This window comes from Geodermatophilus sp. SYSU D01045 (assembly GCF_054050295.1).
In genome coordinates, this window is the sequence record NZ_JBJGZB010000004.1 from 1 (window position 1) to 16,190 (window position 16,190).

Consider the following 16,190-nt stretch of genomic DNA (forward strand, 5'->3'; position numbering starts at 1 on the left):
GCCGCCCGGTGCGGGCGGCCGGGGCGGGGATCCCGGGTCCGTCGGCTCAGACCGGGCGGCACTCCCAGCCCTCGGGGAGCGCGAACGGCAGGCACCCGGAGTTCGGCATCCCGGGAGGGCTCACGGGGACGTCGCCGGGGCTGATGACGAGCGGGATGCCGGACTGCGTGACGGGCCGGCCGTTGGCGTCGGCCACGGTCTCGAAGACGCCGTCGAGCGGCGCCAGGTCGTAGAACAGGACCGAGCCGTCGCCGAGGAGGTCGAGCACCCCGACGTCGGCGTACCCGTCCGGGTACTCGTCGGTGTCGAAGTAGAAGTACTCGAACTCGGCGTCACCGTCGGCGTTGAGCACCCAGGTGTCGTGGATCCCGTCCCCGTACCAGGTGTCGATCGTGTACCAGACGCCCGTCGACGTGGCGGCAGCCGGGGACGCGGCGAGCGTCGCCCCGGCCGCGACGGTCACGGCGACCAGGCCGAGACGTCCCAGCAGGCGGCGGCCGGAGGGCCGGTTCGGGGTGTCCGCGTGCGTGCGGTGGTTCCGGTTCATGGCGTGCTCCTCGTGGTGTGGTCGTTCCCGACGTCCACGAGGCTCGGATCGGGGTGACCCCGCGACCAGGGACCCCAGGGCTGGGCGTGCGCCCCCGAGGGGTGGGGGGACCCCACCCCAGGAGGGGACCGGCCGCCGGCCCGGTGACGCGCGGGAACCGCTGCCGGGCCCGCCGCCGCCCCTAGCCTGCGCGGATGCGGACCGAACGGGGCCTCGACCGCTTCGTCACGTTCCTCGACGCGGTCGTCGCCATCGCGATCACCCTGCTGGTGCTGCCGCTGACCGAGCTGCTCGACGGCGCGCAGCCGCGGACCGGCCTGGGCACGCTGCTGGCCGACGAGTCGTCACAGATCGGCGCGTTCTTCCTCAGCTTCGCCGTGATCGCGCGGCTCTGGCTGGTCCACCACCGGGTGGTCGAGACCGTGGGGTCCTACGACCGGGCGTTCCTCACCGCCAACCTGCTGTGGATCCTCACGATCGTCCTGCTGCCGTTCGCCACCCAGGTGTCGGCCCGCTACGGCACCGACCGGCCCGCGGTCGCGCTCTACATCGGCACGATCACGCTGAGCTCGTTCTGCCTCACGGCGATCAGCCTGCTGCTGTGGCGGCGCCCCGTCCTGCGCCGCGACGCCGCGGCGCCGGTCGGCCCCCCGTGGCCGTCGCTGGTCGCCAGCGGGCTGTTCCTCGTCGCCCTGCTGGCCGGGACGCTGCTGCCGGGGGTGCACTACTGGGCGATGTTCCTGCTGTTCCTGTCCGGGCCGGTCGAGTCCGTGCTGCGGCGCCGCGTCGCGGCGGCCTGATCCCCGGCCACCGTCACGTCCGTGAAGTGCTCGACGACCGGGAAGGGGTCGTAGAAGGAGTGCAGCAGCGCCTTCCACTCCTGGTAGGCGGCCGAGCCGCGGAACCCCTCGGTGTGGTCCTCCAGCCGGTCCCACTCGACCAGCAGCAGGTAGGTCCCCGGGCGCTCGAGGCACCGGGACAGCCGCAGGGAGCGGAAGCCCGGGGACGCCGAGATGACCGGCCGGGCCCGCGCGAACGCCGCCTCGAACTCCTCCTCCCGGCCGGGCCGGACCGGGAGCAGCGCGTGCTCGAGCACCACCGGCGGTCAGGCGATGTCGGCGAGCTTGGTGCGCAGGTGCAGCACGGCCTTGGTGTGCAGCTGGCAGATGCGGCTCTCGGTGACGCCGAGGACGCGGCCGATGTCGGCCAGCGTCAGGCCCTCGAAGTAGTACAGGCTGACGACGACCTTCTCCCGCTCGGGCAGCTGCTCGACGGCACGGGCGAGCAGCTGGCGGGCCTCGCCGTGCTCGGCCATCGCCTGCGGGTCGAGGGCGTTGGCGTCCTGCAGCGTGTCGACCAGCCGCGGCGCGCCGCCGTCGTCGTCGGTGAGCAGCTCGTCGAGGGCGACGACGTTGACCAGGGAGAGCTGGCCGAGGAACTTGCGCACGTCCTCGACGTCCATCTCCATCGCCGTGGCGATCTCCTCGTCGGTCGGGCTGCGCCGGAGCTGGTTCTCCAGCGCGGCGACCGTCCGCTCGAACTGCCGGGCGCGCATCCGCACCGACCGCGGGATCCAGTCGGTGCTGCGCAGCTCGTCGATGATCGCGCCGCGGATGCGGGACATCGCGTAGCTCTCGAACTTGACCTCGCGCGAGGGCTGGTAGCGGGTGATCGCGTCGATGAGCCCGAAGGTGCCGTAGGAGACCAGGTCGGCCTGCTCGACGTGCGCCGGCAGACCGCTGCCGACCCGGCCGGCGACGTACTTGACCAGCGGCGCGTAGTGCAGGATCAGCCGGTCGCGCAGCTCCGGGGCACGGTCGGCGACGTACTGCGCCCACAGCTCGGCCAGCGCGGCGTCGGCGTCCTCCTCGGACTCGCCGCCGATCCGGTGGATGGTGGCCTCGGGCACGTCGGTCTCCCGGTTCGTGGTGGCTGGGGTCCTGCCGGACCCAAGGGACGGTCGGTGCAGTGGCGGTCGGCTCAGGCCCGCGGGTGCGCCTGGGCGTGCACCGCACGTAGCCGCTCGACGGTCACGTGCGTGTAGATCTGCGTCGTCGCGAGGCTAGCGTGGCCGAGCAGCTCCTGGACGGAGCGCAGGTCGGCGCCGCCCTCCAGGACGTGGGTGGCCGCGGAGTGCCGCAGCCCGTGCGGGCCGACGTCGGGGGCGCCCGGCGCGCGGGCCACCGCGGCGTGCACGGTCCGGCGGGCCTCGCGCGGGTCCAGCCGCCGCCCGCGCCGGCCGAGCAGCAGCGCCGGGCCGGAGTCGGGGGTGGCCAGCGCCGGGCGGCCCCGGGTCAGCCAGGCGTCGAGCGCCCGCTCGGCCGGCGCGCCGTAGGGGACACTGCGCTCCTTGCGGCCCTTGCCGAGGACCCGCAGCAGCCGGCGGCCGCGGTCGACGTCGTCGACGTCGAGGCCGACCAGCTCACTGACCCGGATGCCGCTGGCGTAGAGCAGCTCGAGGACCACGGCGTCGCGCAGGCCCACCGGGTCGTCGGCGCCGGCGGTGGACTCGACGACGGCGCGCGCCTGGTCGGGGGCGAGCACGTCGGGCAACGTCCGGTGCGCCTTGGGGCTGACCAGCCGCAGGCCGACGTCCTCGGGGGTGTGCCCCGAGCGGCGCAGCCAGGCGGTGAACGACCGGACGGCGGCGGCGCGGCGGGCGGTGGTCGCGCGGCTGGCGCCGCGGGTGCGGCCCTGGGCCAGCCAGCTGCGCAGCGCCGCGAGGTCCAGCTCGTCGACCCGGGTGCCGCCGCGGCGGGCGAGGTGGTCGAGCAGCCACACGGCGTCGGTGACGTAACCGCGGACGGTGTGCGCGGACAGGTCCCGCTCGTCGCGCAGCGCGTCCTCGTAGCCCTCGAGCGCGGCCGCGAGCGCCGGCGGCAGCGCGGCGCGGGCGTCGGCGGTCCGGGCGGTCACGCTCCGACCGTCCGACGGCGCCCCCGCCCGGTCAAGGCGCCGCGCCGGTCCGTTGTCCACGACGGAACGGGCGTCCCACCGTCCTCAGGGGCGCCGTGCCGCCTTCGGCGGCGGGGCGAGCCGCCACCCGGTGCGGGTCCACTGCACGAGCTCGGCGATCTCCAGGCCCGGCAGCACCCGCATCGCCTCCAGCGGGTCACAACCGGCGACCGCGGCCAGCCGCTCGGCGCTCACGCCGGTCCGGACGGGGCAGGCGTCGAGCACCCGGCGGGCCAGGTCGGACAGGCCGTCGCGCGGGGACGCGGGCCGCTGCTCCGGAGCGGCCAGGTCGTCCCCGAGGCTGCCGACCGCCTCGATGACCTGCGCGGCGTTGCCGACCAGCCGGGCACCGGACTCCTCCTCCCGCAGCAGCTCGTGGCAGCCGACCGACATCGCGCTCGTCACCGGGCCGGGCACGACCAGCACCTCCTTGCCCAGCGCGCGGGCGCGCCGGGCGGTCGCCTGCGCGCCGGAGCGGGCCGCGGCCTCGACCACCACGGTGCCGCGGGTGAGCCCGGCGATGATGCGGTTGCGGACCAGGAAGCGGTGCCGGTGCGGTGCCGCGCCCGGTGGCCACTCGCTGACCAGCAGGCCGCCGCTGCCGACGATGCGCTCGAACACCGCGGAGTGCGCGGCCGGGTAGGCCCGGTCGACCCCGCAGGCGAGCACCACCACGGTCGGGGCGCCCGCGGCCAGCGCACCGCGGTGGGCCGCGACGTCGATGCCGTAGGCGCCGCCGGAGACCACCGTCCAGCCGCGCTCCCCCAGCTGCGCGCCGAGGTCGGCGGCCACGTGCTCGCCGTAGGCCGTCGACGCCCGCGCGCCGACCACGGCCACCGAGCGGTCGACGGTGGGCCCGAGCGGCGGGTCCCCGCGCACCCACAGGGCGACCGGCGGGACGAGCGCGGTGGTCCGGTCGTGCCGGCCGTCGCCGTCGCCGGTCCCGCCGGTGCAGGCGGCGACGGTCAGCGCGTGCAGGGGCAGCGCCGGCCACTCGTCGTCCTCGGGGACCACCAGCCGGGCGCCGCAGCGCTCGGCCCGGCGGAGGTCGGCGAGGGTGGCGTCCTGCTCGGCGCGCACGCCGACCAGGGCGCGGGCCCGCTCCGGCGCCGTCCCGCCCCGCAGCGCGCGCACCGCCGCGACCGGGCCGACGTCGTCGACCCACCGCCACAGGGCCACCGAGCCGGGCTCCGCGGCGCGGGTCAGCCAGGCGCGGGCGCGCCGGATGCCGGGGACCGCCACGCCGTCGACCGCGGTCGGGCCGCCGAGGGCGTCCTCGAGGTCCTCCTCCAGGGCCGGCGCGGTCACACCGCCACCCGCTGCAGCCGCATGCCCAGCGCCTCGGCGACGTCGCCGCCGTCGGGGACGGCCCGCCCGGCGAGGTCGGCCAGGGTCCAGGACACCCGCAGCACGCGGTCGAGTCCGCGGACCGACAGCAGGCCGCGGTCCAGTGCCCGCTCGGCGAGGGCCAGCGCCGACCGCGGCACCGCCCAGCGCTCGCGCAGCAGCCGCCCGGGCACCTGGCTGTTGAGCAGCAGGCCGGTGCCGCGCAGCCGGGCGGCCGCGGCCCCGCGGGCGGCCGCGACGCGGGCGGCCACCTCGGCGGTCGGCTCCGGGGCCGCGCCGGTGTCCAGCCAGGCGGCACGGGTGACCGGCGGCAGCTCGATCCGCAGGTCGATGCGGTCCAGCAGCGGGCCGGACAGCCGCGACTGGTAGCGGCGGCGCTCCAGCGGGCTGCAGGTGCAGACGGAGTTGCCGGCCGCGCTGGCGCACGGGCACGGGTTGGCGGCGAGCACCAGCTGGGCGCGGCACGGGAAGGTCGCCGACCCGGCGGCCCGGCTGATCGTGACCTGGCCCCGCTCGAGCGGTTGGCGCAGCGTGTCCAGCGTGGCCCGGGCGAACTCCGGCGCCTCGTCCAGGAACAGCACGCCGCGGTGGGCACGGCACAGCGCGCCGGGGCGGATGGCGCCCGAGCCGCCGCCGACGAGGGCGGCCATCGTGGCCGAGTGGTGCGGCGCCTCGAACGGCGGGCGGCTGAGCAGCGGCGCCCCCGGCGGCAGCGTGCCGGCGACCGAGTGGATGGCGGTGACCTCGAGCGCGGCCCGCTCGTCGAGGACGGGCAGCAGGCCGGACAGCCGCTCGGCGAGCATCGTCTTGCCCGCCCCCGGCGGCCCGGTGAGGAGCAGGTGGTGCCCGCCGGCCGCGGCCACCTCCACCGCCCGCCGGCCCGCGGCCTGGCCGACGACGTCGCCGAGGTCCGGCGCCGGTGCCGGCGGGGGCAGCGGGCCGCGGACGTGCGGCGTCAGCCGGGCGCGGCCGGACAGGTGGGCCACCAGGTCGCCGAGGGTGCGCGGGGCGAGGACGTCGACGCCGTCGACCAGCGCGGCCTCCTCCGCGTTCCCGGCCGGGACGACGACCGTGCCGTGCCCGGCCCGGGCGGCGGCCAGCACGGCCGGGAGGACGCCGCGGACCGCGCGCACCGAGCCGTCGAGCCCGAGCTCGCCGAGCAGCACCAGCCCGTCGGCGGCGTCAGCCGGGAGGGTGCCGGCCGCGGCGAGCACGGCGGCGGCCAGCGCGAGGTCGAAGCCGCTCCCCTGCTTGGGCATCGACGCCGGCGACAGCCCGATGGTGATCCGGCGCATCGGCCAGGACGCGCCGGTGTTCACCACGGCCGCGCGGACGCGGTCGACCGACTGGCGCACCACGGCGTCGGGCAGGCCGACGAGCACCACGCCGGGGACGCCGGCGGACATGTCCACCTCGACCTCGACCATCGCGCCGGACACGCCGGCCAGCCCGACCGACCAGGTGCGGGCGAGCGTCACGAGAACGCCCCGCGCAGGTGGGTGACCAGCGCCGGCGCGGCCGGCCGCACCAGCACGCCGACGACGTCGAAGCGCAGGTCGGGCGCGTGCTCGTCGTGGGCGGCCAGCCACCGCTGGGCCAGCGTGCGCAGCCGCCGCTGCTTGGCCGCGGTCACCGCCTCGACGGGGTGGCCGAAGCCGGTGGCCCGGCGGGTCTTGACCTCGCAGAAGACGATCGCGGTGCCCTCGCGGGCGACGATGTCGAGCTCGCCGTCGCGGCACTGCCAGTTGCGGTCGAGGACGGCCAGGCCGGCGTCGGTGAGGTAGGCCGCGGCGATCGTCTCCCCGCGGCTGCCGAGTTCGCTTCTCGTGGACACCTGCCGACCGTGGCCCGGGCGGGCGCCCGGCACGGCGCGGGACGGCGGTCTGTGGACGACGGCCCGGGCTGTGGACGGCGCGGGCGGCCCCGTCGGCCCGGGCGGTCAGCCTCCCGGGCGTGCGGATGCGATCAGGTGAGGCGGGGCCCGTCGGGCAGCTCGAGGTCGGGCTTGTCCAGCTCCTCGACGTTGACGTCCTTGAACGTCAGCACCCGGACGTTGCGGACGAAGCGCGCGGGCCGGTACATGTCCCAGACCCAGGCGTCGGACAGCTTGAGCTCGAAGAACACCTCGCCGCCGGCCTCGCGGACCTGCAGGTCGACGGAGTTGGCCAGGTAGAACCGCCGCTCGGTCTCCACCACGTAGGTGAACTGCCGGACGATGTCCCGGTACTCGCGATAGAGCTGCAGCTCCATCTCGGTCTCGTACTTCTCCAGGTCCTCGGTGCTCATCGCGGCTCTCCGGAGATCGTGCGCATGCCCCCATCATCGACCATGCCGCCGGCAGCGGTGAGCTGGAGCTCCCGGACGGCGCGCGCGTCGCGGGCGCGGACGACGTTGACGAAGCGGGACCGGTGCTCGGGACAGGGCCCGTGACGCTCCAGCGCGGCGGTGTGCGCCTCGGTCGTGTAGCCCTTGTGCACCGCGAAGTCGTACTCGGGGAAGCGCTCGTGCAGGTCGAGCATGATCCGGTCCCGGGTGACCTTGGCCAGCACAGACGCCGCGGCCACGCAGGCGGCGACCCGGTCGCCCTTCCACACGGCCAGGGTCGGCACCCCGAGGCCGGGCACGGAGAAGCCGTCGGTGAGCACGTAGTCCGCCGCCGGGTCCAACGCGCTGACCGCGCGGCGCAGCGCCTCGAGGTTGGTGACGTGCATGCCACGCGCGTCGAGGTCGGCCACCGGGACGACCACGACCGACCAGGACAGCGCGCGGCCGACGACCTCGGCGTAGACCCGCTCCCGCGCCGCGGCGGTCAGGAGCTTGGAGTCGGCCAGCCCGGGGACCCGTCCGCGGCGGCCGGCGGGCAGCACGCAGGCGGCGGCGACCAGCGGCCCGGCGCACGCGCCGCGGCCGGCCTCGTCGGCACCGGCGACGGCGGAGAAGCCGCGCCGGCGCAGCGAGCGCTCCATGTCCCAGAGCGAGTCGTCGGGACCCGTGTCGCCGAGGGGGTCGGCACGGCGGGTGCGGGCGGCCGGCGTCGCGGCGGCCCGGTGAGCGGGGGGAAGACGGCCTGCCATCGCCGTCCGACCCTACGACGCCCCGGGGACACCACCCGGCCTCGGGACGGCGGGGTGCCCGGACGCGCGGACGGCGGCGGGCCGGCCCCCGGGGTCAGAGGGGGCCGGCCCGTCGTCCCGGTCCGGCCGCCGAGGAGGCGGACGGCCGGCCGGGGGGCGCCGGACCCGGCGCGGTGCTGCCGGGTCCGGGCGCCGGGATCAGACCTCGGCCGGGGCAGGGGCGGGGACGGTCAGCGCGTGGGCGCCGCAGCTGCAGGTGCCGGAGGAGCGGGAGGACAGGACCAGCGAGACGGCGTGCGCGCGGTCGCGGGCGCCGAGCTTGCGCAGGATCGCCTTCACGTGCGACTTGACGGTGTCCTCGCTGATGAACAGGTTGCGGCCGATCTGCCGGTTGGACTGGCCCTGCAGCAGCTCGTCGAGGACGTCCTGCTCGCGCCGGGTGAGCGGCACCTCGGGGGTCAGCGGCTTGCCGACCGGGGCGGCGGTCGGCTCGACCCGGCGGATCTGCGGGTCGACGACGGTCCGGCCGGCGCGGGCGGCGAGGATCGCCCAGCCGAGCAGGGTCGGCGAGGTGTTGAGCATCAGGTAGCCGCGGACACCGGCGGCGACCGCCTCGTTGACCACGGCCGGGTCCTCGGAGGTCGCGAGGGCGACGACGGCGACCCGCGGGAAGCGGCGGCGCAGGTCGCGGACGACGTTGAGGGTGGCGGCGCGGCCGGCGCCCATCTCGACGACCACGGCGTCGGGCCGGGCGGTCTCGACGAGGGTGAGGGCGCGGCGCAGCTCGCCGGGGGTGCCCACCGACTGCATGCCGGCGGTCTCGTTGATCATGCTGACCAGGCCGCGCCGCAGGACGGGGGCGTCGGCGAGGAGGAGCACGCGGGTGACGCCTCGGGTAGCGCTCGCCAGGGGTGCGGACACGACTTTCTCCATTTCGGTGGACCGGGTTGCTCTCGACTACTCCATCGGGATGAATGGCGCGGTCCTTGAACACTTCCTGGGGATTTTTTTCATGCCCGTATCGGTAGCGCTCGTCACAGGAGAAACCGGAGAGGTGAGCGTCTCCCATTTGTCGACTTGGGGACGCCGATTGCGAGAAATGGCGCGGGAAAGACGACGGCGCCGCCCCTGGGGAGGGACGGCGCCGTCGGGAGGCGGGGGGAGGTCAGTCCGGGGGCGGGCGGCGCAGCCGGCGCCGGCGGTTCCACGCCGCGACCGGCAGCGCGCCGACGAGGCCCGCACCCAGCGGAAGCACCTGGCCGACCGCGCCCGCGGCGGCCGCCTCGGTGCCCTGGATGTCCGGGGAGTCCAGCGTGCCGAACCGGGACACCGGCCAGACGATGAGCGCGGCCTTGCCGATGACGTCGTCGACGGCGATGGTGCCGCCGTAGCGGTCGCCGACGTGCGAGCGGGAGTCGGCCGAGGCCGACCGGTGGTCCCCCATGACCCACAGCCGGCCCTCGGGCACGGTGACGGGGCCGAAGGCGCGGGACTCCAGCGGGGTGTCCTCGTAGATGTAGGGCTCGTCGAGCGGCTCGCCGTCGACGGTCACCCGGCCCTCGGCGTCGCAGCACTGCACGGTCTGCCCGCCCACGGCGATGACCCGCTTGACGTAGTCGTCCTCGCTCGGCGGCGCCACGCCGACGGCCCGGCCCAGCCACAGCAGCCCGCCGGTGAACCAGTTCGAGGGCTCGGAGACCTCGACCTCGGGCGTCCAGGTGTCGGGGCCCTGGAAGACGACGATGTCACCGGGTTCAGGGTCGCCGAACCAGTACGGGACCTTGTTGACCAGGACGCGGTCACCGGTGCAGCCGGTGCAGCCGTGCAGCGTCTGCTCCATCGACCCGGAGGGGATGAAGAAGGCCTGGGCGAGGAAGGTCTTCACCAGCAGCGCGAGCACGAAGGCCACGAGCAGCAGCACGGGCAGCTCGCGCAGCAGCGAGCTCTTCTTCTCGGGATCGTCCCTCCGCCGCCAGGTGCGGCGGCGGCCACCGGCGTCCGGCCGCTCGGGCGTGGGGTCGTCCCCCGGGACGACGTCGGCGGGCCCTCCGGACCGATCGCTGCTCATCGGGAGCCAGCGTACGGCCGCGGAGGACCCGCCGTGGTCAGGCCGGGTCGGACCGGCCCGGAGTCGTCCGGCCGGAGCCGGGGACGGTCAGCGCGCGACGGTCTCGCGACGCTCCTTGATCTTGGCGGCCTTGCCGCGCAGCTCGCGGAGGTAGTAGAGCTTGGCCCGGCGGACGTCACCGCGGGTCAGCACCTCGATCTTCTCGACGACCGGGGTGTGCACCGGGAAGGTGCGCTCCACACCCACGCCGAAGCTGACCTTGCGGACGGTGAAGGTCTCGCGGATCCCGCCGCCCTGGCGCCGGATGACGACGCCCTGGAAGACCTGGATGCGCGAGCGGTTGCCCTCGACGACGCGGACGTGCACCTTGACGGTGTCCCCGGGGCGGAACTCGGGGATGTCGTCGCGCAGCGAGTCGGCGTCGAGTACGTCCAGGGTGTTCATCGCAGCATTCCTCGGTCTCAGCGTTGGCTCGTCGTCGGCCCGGGCATCGGGGTGCCCCACGCTCCGGACCAGGTGGCTGCGACTCCGGGAGGAGTGCCCGTCGGCGGCGCCTCCGGTCTGCAGCGACTCTCTACTGTGCCACACGGGCGCCACGCTGCCGAGCGCGGGCCGGACCGGGCTGGTCCCGGGGCCGGTCAGTCGACCACGCGGGGTGGCCGGCGCCACGGCCCGGCCAGCAGCTCGGGCAGGACGCCGGCGAGCTCGCGGGGTGCGAACTCCACGTCCGCCGCGGCGACCTCGGCGGCGGTCCACCAGCGGTGCGGCTCCTCCCCGAGCAGCTCCAGCTCGGTGCGGCCGGTGGCGTCCACCTCGTGGACGACGTCGCGCAGGACGAAGAAGGTCTCCCGCGAGTCGATCTGCACGCCGGCGAACGGGCCGACGTGCCGCCGGAACCACACCGGGCCCTCCAGGGCCGCGGGGTCGACGACCAGGCCGATCTCCTCGGCCAGCTCGCGGGCGGCGGCCTCGCGGACGCTCTCGCCGTCCTCCACTCCCCCGCCGGGCGTGTACCAGAACAGCACGTCGCCGGGCGGGACGGCGGGGTCGGTCAGCCGGGCGCCGAGCAGCAGCACCCGGCCGTCGGGGTCGAGGACGACCACCCGCGCCGTCGGCCGGACCCAGGGGCGGTCAGGCACCGTCGAGGACCGCGCGGTCGGCGGGCGACAGCGCGTCCTCCGGCAGCGCGGCCAGCAGGTCGGGACGCCGGGTCGCGGTCCGCCGCAGCGACTCCGCACGCCGCCAGCGGGCGATCGCCGCGTGGTCGCCGGACAGCAGCACCGGCGGGACGTCCAGCCCGCGCCACGACGCCGGGCGGGTGTAGGAGGGCCCCTCGAGCAGCCCGTCGGCGTGCGAGTCGAACTCGACCGACTCCCGGTTGCCGACGACGCCGGGCAGCAGCCGGGTGACCGCCTCGACCATCACCAGCACCGCGGACTCGCCGCCGGCCAGCACGTAGTCGCCGATCGAGACCTCCGACACCGGCCCGGCCGCGGCGGCCCACTCGGCCACCCGCTGGTCGATGCCCTCGTAGCGGCCGCAGGCGAACACCAGCCCGGGCTCGGCGGACCACTCGGCGGCGACGGCCTGGGTGAACGGGCGCCCGGCCGGCGTGGGCACCACCAGCCGGGTGCCGGTCGGGCGGACGGCCTCCAGGGCACGCGCCCAGGGCTCGGGGCGCATGACCATGCCGGGGCCGCCGCCGTAGGGGGCGTCGTCGACGGTGCGGTGGACGTCGTCGGTCCACTGCCGCAGGTCGTGCACGCCGACGGAGACCAGGCCGCGCTCGGCGGCCTTCCCGAGCAGCGACTGGCGCAGCGGCGCCAGGTACTCGGGGAAGATCGTGACGACGTCGACGCGGTACGGGGCGCTCACAGCTCGAGCAGCCCCTCGGGCGGGTCGACGACGACGAACCCGCCGGCGAGGTCGACGGTCGGCACGATCGCCGTGACGAACGGCACCAGCAGCTCGCCCCCCTCGGCGCGGTCGACGACCAGCAGGTCCGCGCCCTCGTGGCGGACCGCGGTGACCTCGCCCAGCGGCGTGCCGTCGGTCAGCCGGGCGGCCAGGCCGACCAGTTGGTGGTCGTAGAAGGCGTCGGGGTCCTCCAGCGCCGGCAGGTCGGCGACCGGGACCTCGAGCAGGGTGTCGCGGAGGGTCTCGACGGTCTCGCGGCTGTCGTAGCCCTCGAACGCGAGCAGCAGCACCTCGCGGTGCCAGCGGGCGCCGGCGACGGTCAGCGGACCGCGCTCGGCGGGGACGGTGCGCAGGACGGCCCCGGGGCGGAAGCGCTCACCGGGGTCGTCGGTGCGGACCTCGACGGTGGCCTCACCACGGACACCGTGGGGCCGGCCGATGCGGCCGACCACCACGGTGTCGGTGGAGGAGTTCTGCGCGTCCAAGCCGCGCGGCTCAGCGCCCGTCGGTGTCGACGACGTCGACCCGCAGGCCGCGGCCGCCGACGCCGGTCATGACGGTGCGCAGCGCCTTGGCGGTGCGCCCGCCGCGGCCGATCACCTTGCCGAGGTCGTCGGGGTGGACCCGGACCTCGAGGGTCTTGCCGCGACGGCCGCCGACCAGGTCGACGGTGACGTCGCGCGGGTGGTCGACGATGCCCTTGACCAGGTGCTCGAGCGCCTCTTCGAGCACGTCTTACTCGGCGGGCGTCGCGGTGGCGCCGGCGGCCGGGCCCTCGCCACCGGCAGCGGCGGCCTCGGCCACCGTGGCGGCGGTGTCGTCGGCCTTGGGAGCGGCCTTCTTCTTCGGGGTGGTCGCACCGGCGGCCGGCTCCTCGCCGGCGCTGCGGACGGCCTCCTCGTAGAGGGCCTTGCGGTCGGGCTTGGGGGCGGCGACCTTCATGGGCGGCGGGGCCGGCTCGCCCTTGAACTTCTGCCAGTCGCCGGTGACGCGGAGGATCGCCGCGACCGGCTCGGTCGGCTGCGCGCCGACGCCCAGCCAGTACTGCGCGCGCTCGCTGTCGACCTCGATGAAGGAGGGCTCCTCCTTCGGGTGGTACTTGCCGATCGTCTCGATGACGCGACCCTCGCGCTTGGTGCGCGAGTCGGCGACGACGATGCGGTAGTACGGAGCACGCATCTTGCCCAGACGCATGAGCTTGATCTTGGTGGCCACGGTGGCTCGGAATCTCCTCGAACGCTGTTCGTCGGTGCTCGCCGGACGGACGCGTGGGGTTACGCCGGGGCGGAGCCAGGGACACGGCCGGCGTCGGTGAGAGGGCCGCGCACCGCCGTGTTCGACCGACCATGATGCCAGATGCCGGGAGGCGTGCCATGACCAGCCGGGGTCTGCTCCACCACGTCGAGCTGTGGGTGCCCGACCTCGCCCGCGCCGAGCGCTCGTGGGGCTGGCTGCTGACCGCGCTGGGCGCGCAGCCGTACCAGTCGTGGGAGCACGGCCGGTCCTGGCGGCTCGGCGACGTGTACGTCGTCGTCGAGCACTCCCCCGACCTCGCCGCGGACACCCACGAGCGCCGCCGGCCGGGCCTCAACCACCTCGCGTTCTGGGCGGGCACCGCCGACGACCTCGACGACCTGGTGACCGCGGCGCCGGCGCACGGGTGGCGGCTGCTGTTCGCCGACCGCCACCCGTTCGCCGGCGGCCCGCAGCACCGCGCCGCCTACCTCGAGGACGCCGACGGCTACGAGGTCGAGTTGGTCTCCGACCGGACCTGAGCGAGCACCGCAGCGGCGGCGTCGGCCACCGGCACCTCGGACCGCTCCCCCGTCGCCCGGTCCCGCAGCTCGACGACGCCGTCGGCCAGCCCCCGGCCGACGGTCACGATGGTCGGCATCCCGAGCAGCTCGGCGTCCTTGAACTTCACCCCGGGCGACACCTTCGGCCGGTCGTCGTAGAGCACGGTCAGCCCGGCGGCGACCAGCTCGTCGGACAGGGCCTGCGCGGCCTCGAACACCGCGGCGTCCTTGCCCGTGGCGACGACGTGCACGTCGGCCGGGGCGATCTCGCGCGGCCAGACCAGGCCCAGCTCGTCGTGGGTGGACTCGGCGATCGCGGCGACGGCGCGGGAGACGCCGATGCCGTAGGAGCCCATGGTGACCGTGACGAGCTTGCCGTTCTCGTCGAGCACCTGGAGGCCGAGGGCGTCGGCGTACTTGCGGCCCAGCTGGAAGATGTGCCCGATCTCCACGCCGCGGGCGAGCTCCAGCGGGCCCGAGCCGTCGGGCGCGGGGTCACCGGGCAGCACCTCGGCGGCCTCCACGGTGCCGTCCCAGGAGAAGTCGCGGCCGGCCACCAGGTCGAACACGTGCTTGCCCGGCTCGTTGGCGCCGGTGACCCAGCGGGTGCCGGGGACGACGCGGGGGTCGACGAGGTAGCGGATGCCCGACTCGCTGTCCTTCCCGAGCACCTGCGGGCCGATGTAGCCCTTGACCAGCGCCGGGTGCGCCTCGAAGTCGGTGAACGGTTCCACCTCGGCCGGCGCCACCTGCGCCTCCAGCCGCTTGGCGTCGACCTCGCGGTCGCCGGGGATGCCGATCACCAGCGGCTCCCGGGTGCCGTCGGGGTGCACCAGGGTGACGACGACGTTCTTCAGCGTCGACGCGGCCGTGTACCCGGCGTCGGGGAACAGCTCCCGCGCGACGGCGACCAGCGTCTCGATGGTCGGGGTGTCGGGGGTGTCCTCGACGTGCGCCTCGGGCAGGCCCTCGATCGGCAGCGGGTCGGGGACGACGGTGCCGACCGCCTCGACGTTGGCCGCGTAGCCGCCGGCCGAGCGGACGAAGGTGTCCTCGCCGATCTCGGTCGGGTGGAGGAACTCCTCGCTCTTGGAGCCGCCCATCGCCCCGGACATCGCCGAGACGATCACGTAGTCGAGGCCCAGCCGGTCGAAGATCCGGACGTAGGCGGCGCGGTGCGCGGCGTAGGAGGCGTCCAGGCCCGCGTCGTCGACGTCGAAGGAGTAGCTGTCCTTCATCGTGAACTCGCGGGTGCGGAACAGCCCGGCCCGGGGCCGCGCCTCGTCCCGGTACTTGGTCTGGATCTGGTACAGCGACAGCGGGAGGTCCTTGTACGACGAGTACAGGTCCTTCACCAGGAGCGTGAACACCTCCTCGTGGGTGGGGCCGAGGAGGAAGTCCGCGCCCCGGCGGTCCTGCAGCCGGAAGAGGTTGGGGCCGTACTCGGTCCAGCGGTTGGTCGCCTCGTAGGGCTCGCGGGGCAGCAGCGCCGGGAAGTGCACCTCCTGCGCGCCCATCCGGTCCATCTCCTCGCGGACGACGCGCTCGACGTTGCGGAAGACCCGGTAGCCCAGGGGCAGCCAGGTGAAGCCGCCCGGCGCGGCCCGGCGGATGTAGCCGGCCCGCACGAGCAGGCGGTGGCTGGGCACCTCGGCGTCGGCCGGGTCGTCGCGCAGGGTGCGCAGGAACAGGGAGGACATCCGCAACAGCACGGCACGAGTCTCCCAGGGCGCGCGAACGGGTTGTGCCGCGCGGTCAGCCGCTCGCAAGAGCGGCGCAAGCAGGGGCCGCGACCGTCGTCCCCAGCGAGCCGCCGACCGGCGGCCCTCCCCCGCCGAGACCCGGCTCGAGCTCCCTGGAGTCCCCCGTGCGCACCCCCCGTCGCCTGGCCACCGCCGTCCTCGCCCTCACCGCCGGCGCCTCGCTGGCCGCCTGCTCCACCGCGGTCAGCGGCTCGGCCACGCCCGTGTCGCAGGGGTCGGAGGCCTCGACGGAGCCGGCCGCCCCGCCGGTGGAGGAGACCGGCGGGACCGAGCCCGTGACCGACCCCGCGCCCGGGACGGAGCCCGCGCCCGGGTCCGGCAGCGTGCCCACGAGCGACGAGGACCTGCCGGTCCCCGGCGCGGGCGTCCCCGGCGACGAGGGCCTGTGCCAGGCGGTGGCCGGGTGGTTCGGCTACGTCGGCCTGTCGCTGATCTCGGTCGACGAGACCGGCTACGTCGACCCGGCCGGCGTCGTCCCGCTGCTCGAGGCCCTGCGCGACGCCCCGGCCGGGCACCGGGACGCCAGCGCGCCGGTGCTCGCCGCCGCCGACGCCGTCTCCGCGGCCACCGACGCCGCGATCGACGACGTACAGTCCGGCGGCGACGTCATCACCGCGGTCACCGGCCTCACCGGACCGGTCACCGAGTTCGGCACCGCCTGCGCGGCCGCCGGCGTCAGCGTCTGACCGGACCGCGCTCCCGCCCGGACGGCGTGCGGACGCC

The 16,190-nt window shown here is 75.8% G+C and carries 21 protein-coding genes; 3 read left to right on the forward strand and 18 right to left on the reverse strand.

The window, feature by feature from the left end:
* Window positions 1-46: 46 nt before the first annotated feature.
* On the reverse strand, window positions 47-547 hold the full coding sequence (locus ACI798_RS04350; RefSeq protein WP_456940122.1) for a hypothetical protein: 501 nt from the start codon (window positions 545-547) through the stop codon (window positions 47-49).
* 194 nt (window positions 548-741) lie between these two features.
* On the opposite strand from ACI798_RS04350, the gene ACI798_RS04355 reads away from it, so the two are divergent.
* Window positions 742-1,347: a TMEM175 family protein gene (locus ACI798_RS04355; protein WP_457047326.1), complete on the forward strand. Its 606-nt coding sequence runs from the start codon at window positions 742-744 to the stop codon at window positions 1,345-1,347.
* Here the strand turns inward: ACI798_RS04355 and ACI798_RS04360 are convergent.
* From ACI798_RS04360 to rpsP, 16 genes are all read right to left on the reverse strand, one after another.
* Complete coding sequence (locus ACI798_RS04360) at window positions 1,272-1,646, reverse strand: antibiotic biosynthesis monooxygenase family protein (protein WP_456940124.1); 375 nt, start codon at window positions 1,644-1,646, stop codon at window positions 1,272-1,274. The genes ACI798_RS04355 and ACI798_RS04360 overlap by 76 nt on opposite strands.
* Window positions 1,647-1,652: 6 nt before the next feature.
* Window positions 1,653-2,456 carry an RNA polymerase sigma factor WhiG gene (gene whiG, locus ACI798_RS04365; RefSeq protein ID WP_457047327.1) on the reverse strand — a complete coding sequence of 268 codons (804 nt, stop codon included), beginning with the start codon at window positions 2,454-2,456 and terminating at the stop codon, window positions 1,653-1,655.
* A 71-nt stretch (window positions 2,457-2,527) separates the two neighbouring features.
* Window positions 2,528-3,463 (reverse strand): tyrosine recombinase XerC, encoded by a 936-nt coding sequence (locus tag ACI798_RS04370; RefSeq protein ID WP_457047328.1) that lies wholly within the window; start codon window positions 3,461-3,463, stop codon window positions 2,528-2,530.
* 84 nt (window positions 3,464-3,547) lie between these two features.
* Window positions 3,548-4,810 (reverse strand): DNA-processing protein DprA, encoded by a 1,263-nt coding sequence (dprA, locus tag ACI798_RS04375; protein WP_457047329.1) that lies wholly within the window; start codon window positions 4,808-4,810, stop codon window positions 3,548-3,550.
* The gene (locus tag ACI798_RS04380; protein WP_457047330.1) at window positions 4,807-6,327 is read right to left on the reverse strand and encodes a YifB family Mg chelatase-like AAA ATPase; all 1,521 of its coding nucleotides are present in this window, start codon (window positions 6,325-6,327) and stop codon (window positions 4,807-4,809) included. The genes dprA and ACI798_RS04380 overlap by 4 nt, the downstream gene beginning before the upstream one ends.
* Complete coding sequence (locus tag ACI798_RS04385; protein WP_457047331.1) at window positions 6,324-6,683, reverse strand: YraN family protein; 360 nt, start codon at window positions 6,681-6,683, stop codon at window positions 6,324-6,326. Before ACI798_RS04385 ends, ACI798_RS04380 begins: the two co-directional genes overlap by 4 nt.
* A 131-nt stretch (window positions 6,684-6,814) precedes the next feature.
* A complete protein-coding gene (locus tag ACI798_RS04390) occupies window positions 6,815-7,135 on the reverse strand; it encodes a DUF2469 domain-containing protein (RefSeq protein WP_446756854.1) in 321 nt (106 codons plus the stop codon).
* Window positions 7,132-7,923: a ribonuclease HII gene (locus tag ACI798_RS04395; RefSeq protein ID WP_457047332.1), complete on the reverse strand. Its 792-nt coding sequence runs from the start codon at window positions 7,921-7,923 to the stop codon at window positions 7,132-7,134. Before ACI798_RS04395 ends, ACI798_RS04390 begins: the two co-directional genes overlap by 4 nt.
* 198 nt (window positions 7,924-8,121) lie before the next feature.
* Window positions 8,122-8,844 (reverse strand): LuxR C-terminal-related transcriptional regulator, encoded by a 723-nt coding sequence (locus tag ACI798_RS04400; RefSeq protein WP_456940131.1) that lies wholly within the window; start codon window positions 8,842-8,844, stop codon window positions 8,122-8,124.
* Window positions 8,845-9,088: 244 nt separating this feature from the next.
* Window positions 9,089-9,991 (reverse strand): signal peptidase I, encoded by a 903-nt coding sequence (lepB, locus tag ACI798_RS04405; protein WP_456940132.1) that lies wholly within the window; start codon window positions 9,989-9,991, stop codon window positions 9,089-9,091.
* An 87-nt stretch (window positions 9,992-10,078) separates the two neighbouring features.
* Window positions 10,079-10,435, reverse strand: coding sequence for a 50S ribosomal protein L19 (gene rplS / locus ACI798_RS04410; RefSeq protein ID WP_387993438.1), 357 nt, complete (start codon window positions 10,433-10,435; stop codon window positions 10,079-10,081).
* A 194-nt stretch (window positions 10,436-10,629) separates the two neighbouring features.
* Entirely contained in the window at window positions 10,630-11,130 is a 501-nt protein-coding gene (locus tag ACI798_RS04415; RefSeq protein ID WP_457047333.1) for an NUDIX domain-containing protein, read from the reverse strand.
* The gene (gene trmD, locus ACI798_RS04420) at window positions 11,123-11,866 is read right to left on the reverse strand and encodes a tRNA (guanosine(37)-N1)-methyltransferase TrmD (RefSeq protein WP_457047334.1); all 744 of its coding nucleotides are present in this window, start codon (window positions 11,864-11,866) and stop codon (window positions 11,123-11,125) included. The genes ACI798_RS04415 and trmD overlap by 8 nt, the downstream gene beginning before the upstream one ends.
* Entirely contained in the window at window positions 11,863-12,393 is a 531-nt protein-coding gene (rimM, locus tag ACI798_RS04425; protein ID WP_457047335.1) for a ribosome maturation factor RimM, read from the reverse strand. The genes trmD and rimM overlap by 4 nt, the downstream gene beginning before the upstream one ends.
* A gap of 10 nt (window positions 12,394-12,403) precedes the next feature.
* A complete protein-coding gene (locus tag ACI798_RS04430) occupies window positions 12,404-12,640 on the reverse strand; it encodes an RNA-binding protein (protein WP_387993447.1) in 237 nt (78 codons plus the stop codon).
* Window positions 12,641-12,643: 3 nt separating this feature from the next.
* Window positions 12,644-13,123: a 30S ribosomal protein S16 gene (gene rpsP, locus ACI798_RS04435; RefSeq protein ID WP_457047336.1), complete on the reverse strand. Its 480-nt coding sequence runs from the start codon at window positions 13,121-13,123 to the stop codon at window positions 12,644-12,646.
* A 158-nt stretch (window positions 13,124-13,281) separates the two neighbouring features.
* On the opposite strand from rpsP, the gene ACI798_RS04440 reads away from it, so the two are divergent.
* Entirely contained in the window at window positions 13,282-13,683 is a 402-nt protein-coding gene (locus tag ACI798_RS04440; RefSeq protein ID WP_456940137.1) for a VOC family protein, read from the forward strand.
* On the opposite strand, the gene ACI798_RS04445 is transcribed toward ACI798_RS04440, so the two are convergent.
* Window positions 13,650-15,416, reverse strand: a complete 1,767-nt coding sequence (locus ACI798_RS04445) for a proline--tRNA ligase (RefSeq protein ID WP_456940138.1) — start codon at window positions 15,414-15,416, stop codon at window positions 13,650-13,652. The genes ACI798_RS04440 and ACI798_RS04445 overlap by 34 nt on opposite strands.
* Before the next feature lie 155 nt (window positions 15,417-15,571).
* Here ACI798_RS04445 and ACI798_RS04450 point away from each other — a divergent pair, with 155 nt between their 5' ends.
* Entirely contained in the window at window positions 15,572-16,153 is a 582-nt protein-coding gene (locus ACI798_RS04450; protein ID WP_456940139.1) for a hypothetical protein, read from the forward strand.
* Window positions 16,154-16,190: the final 37 nt, after the last annotated feature.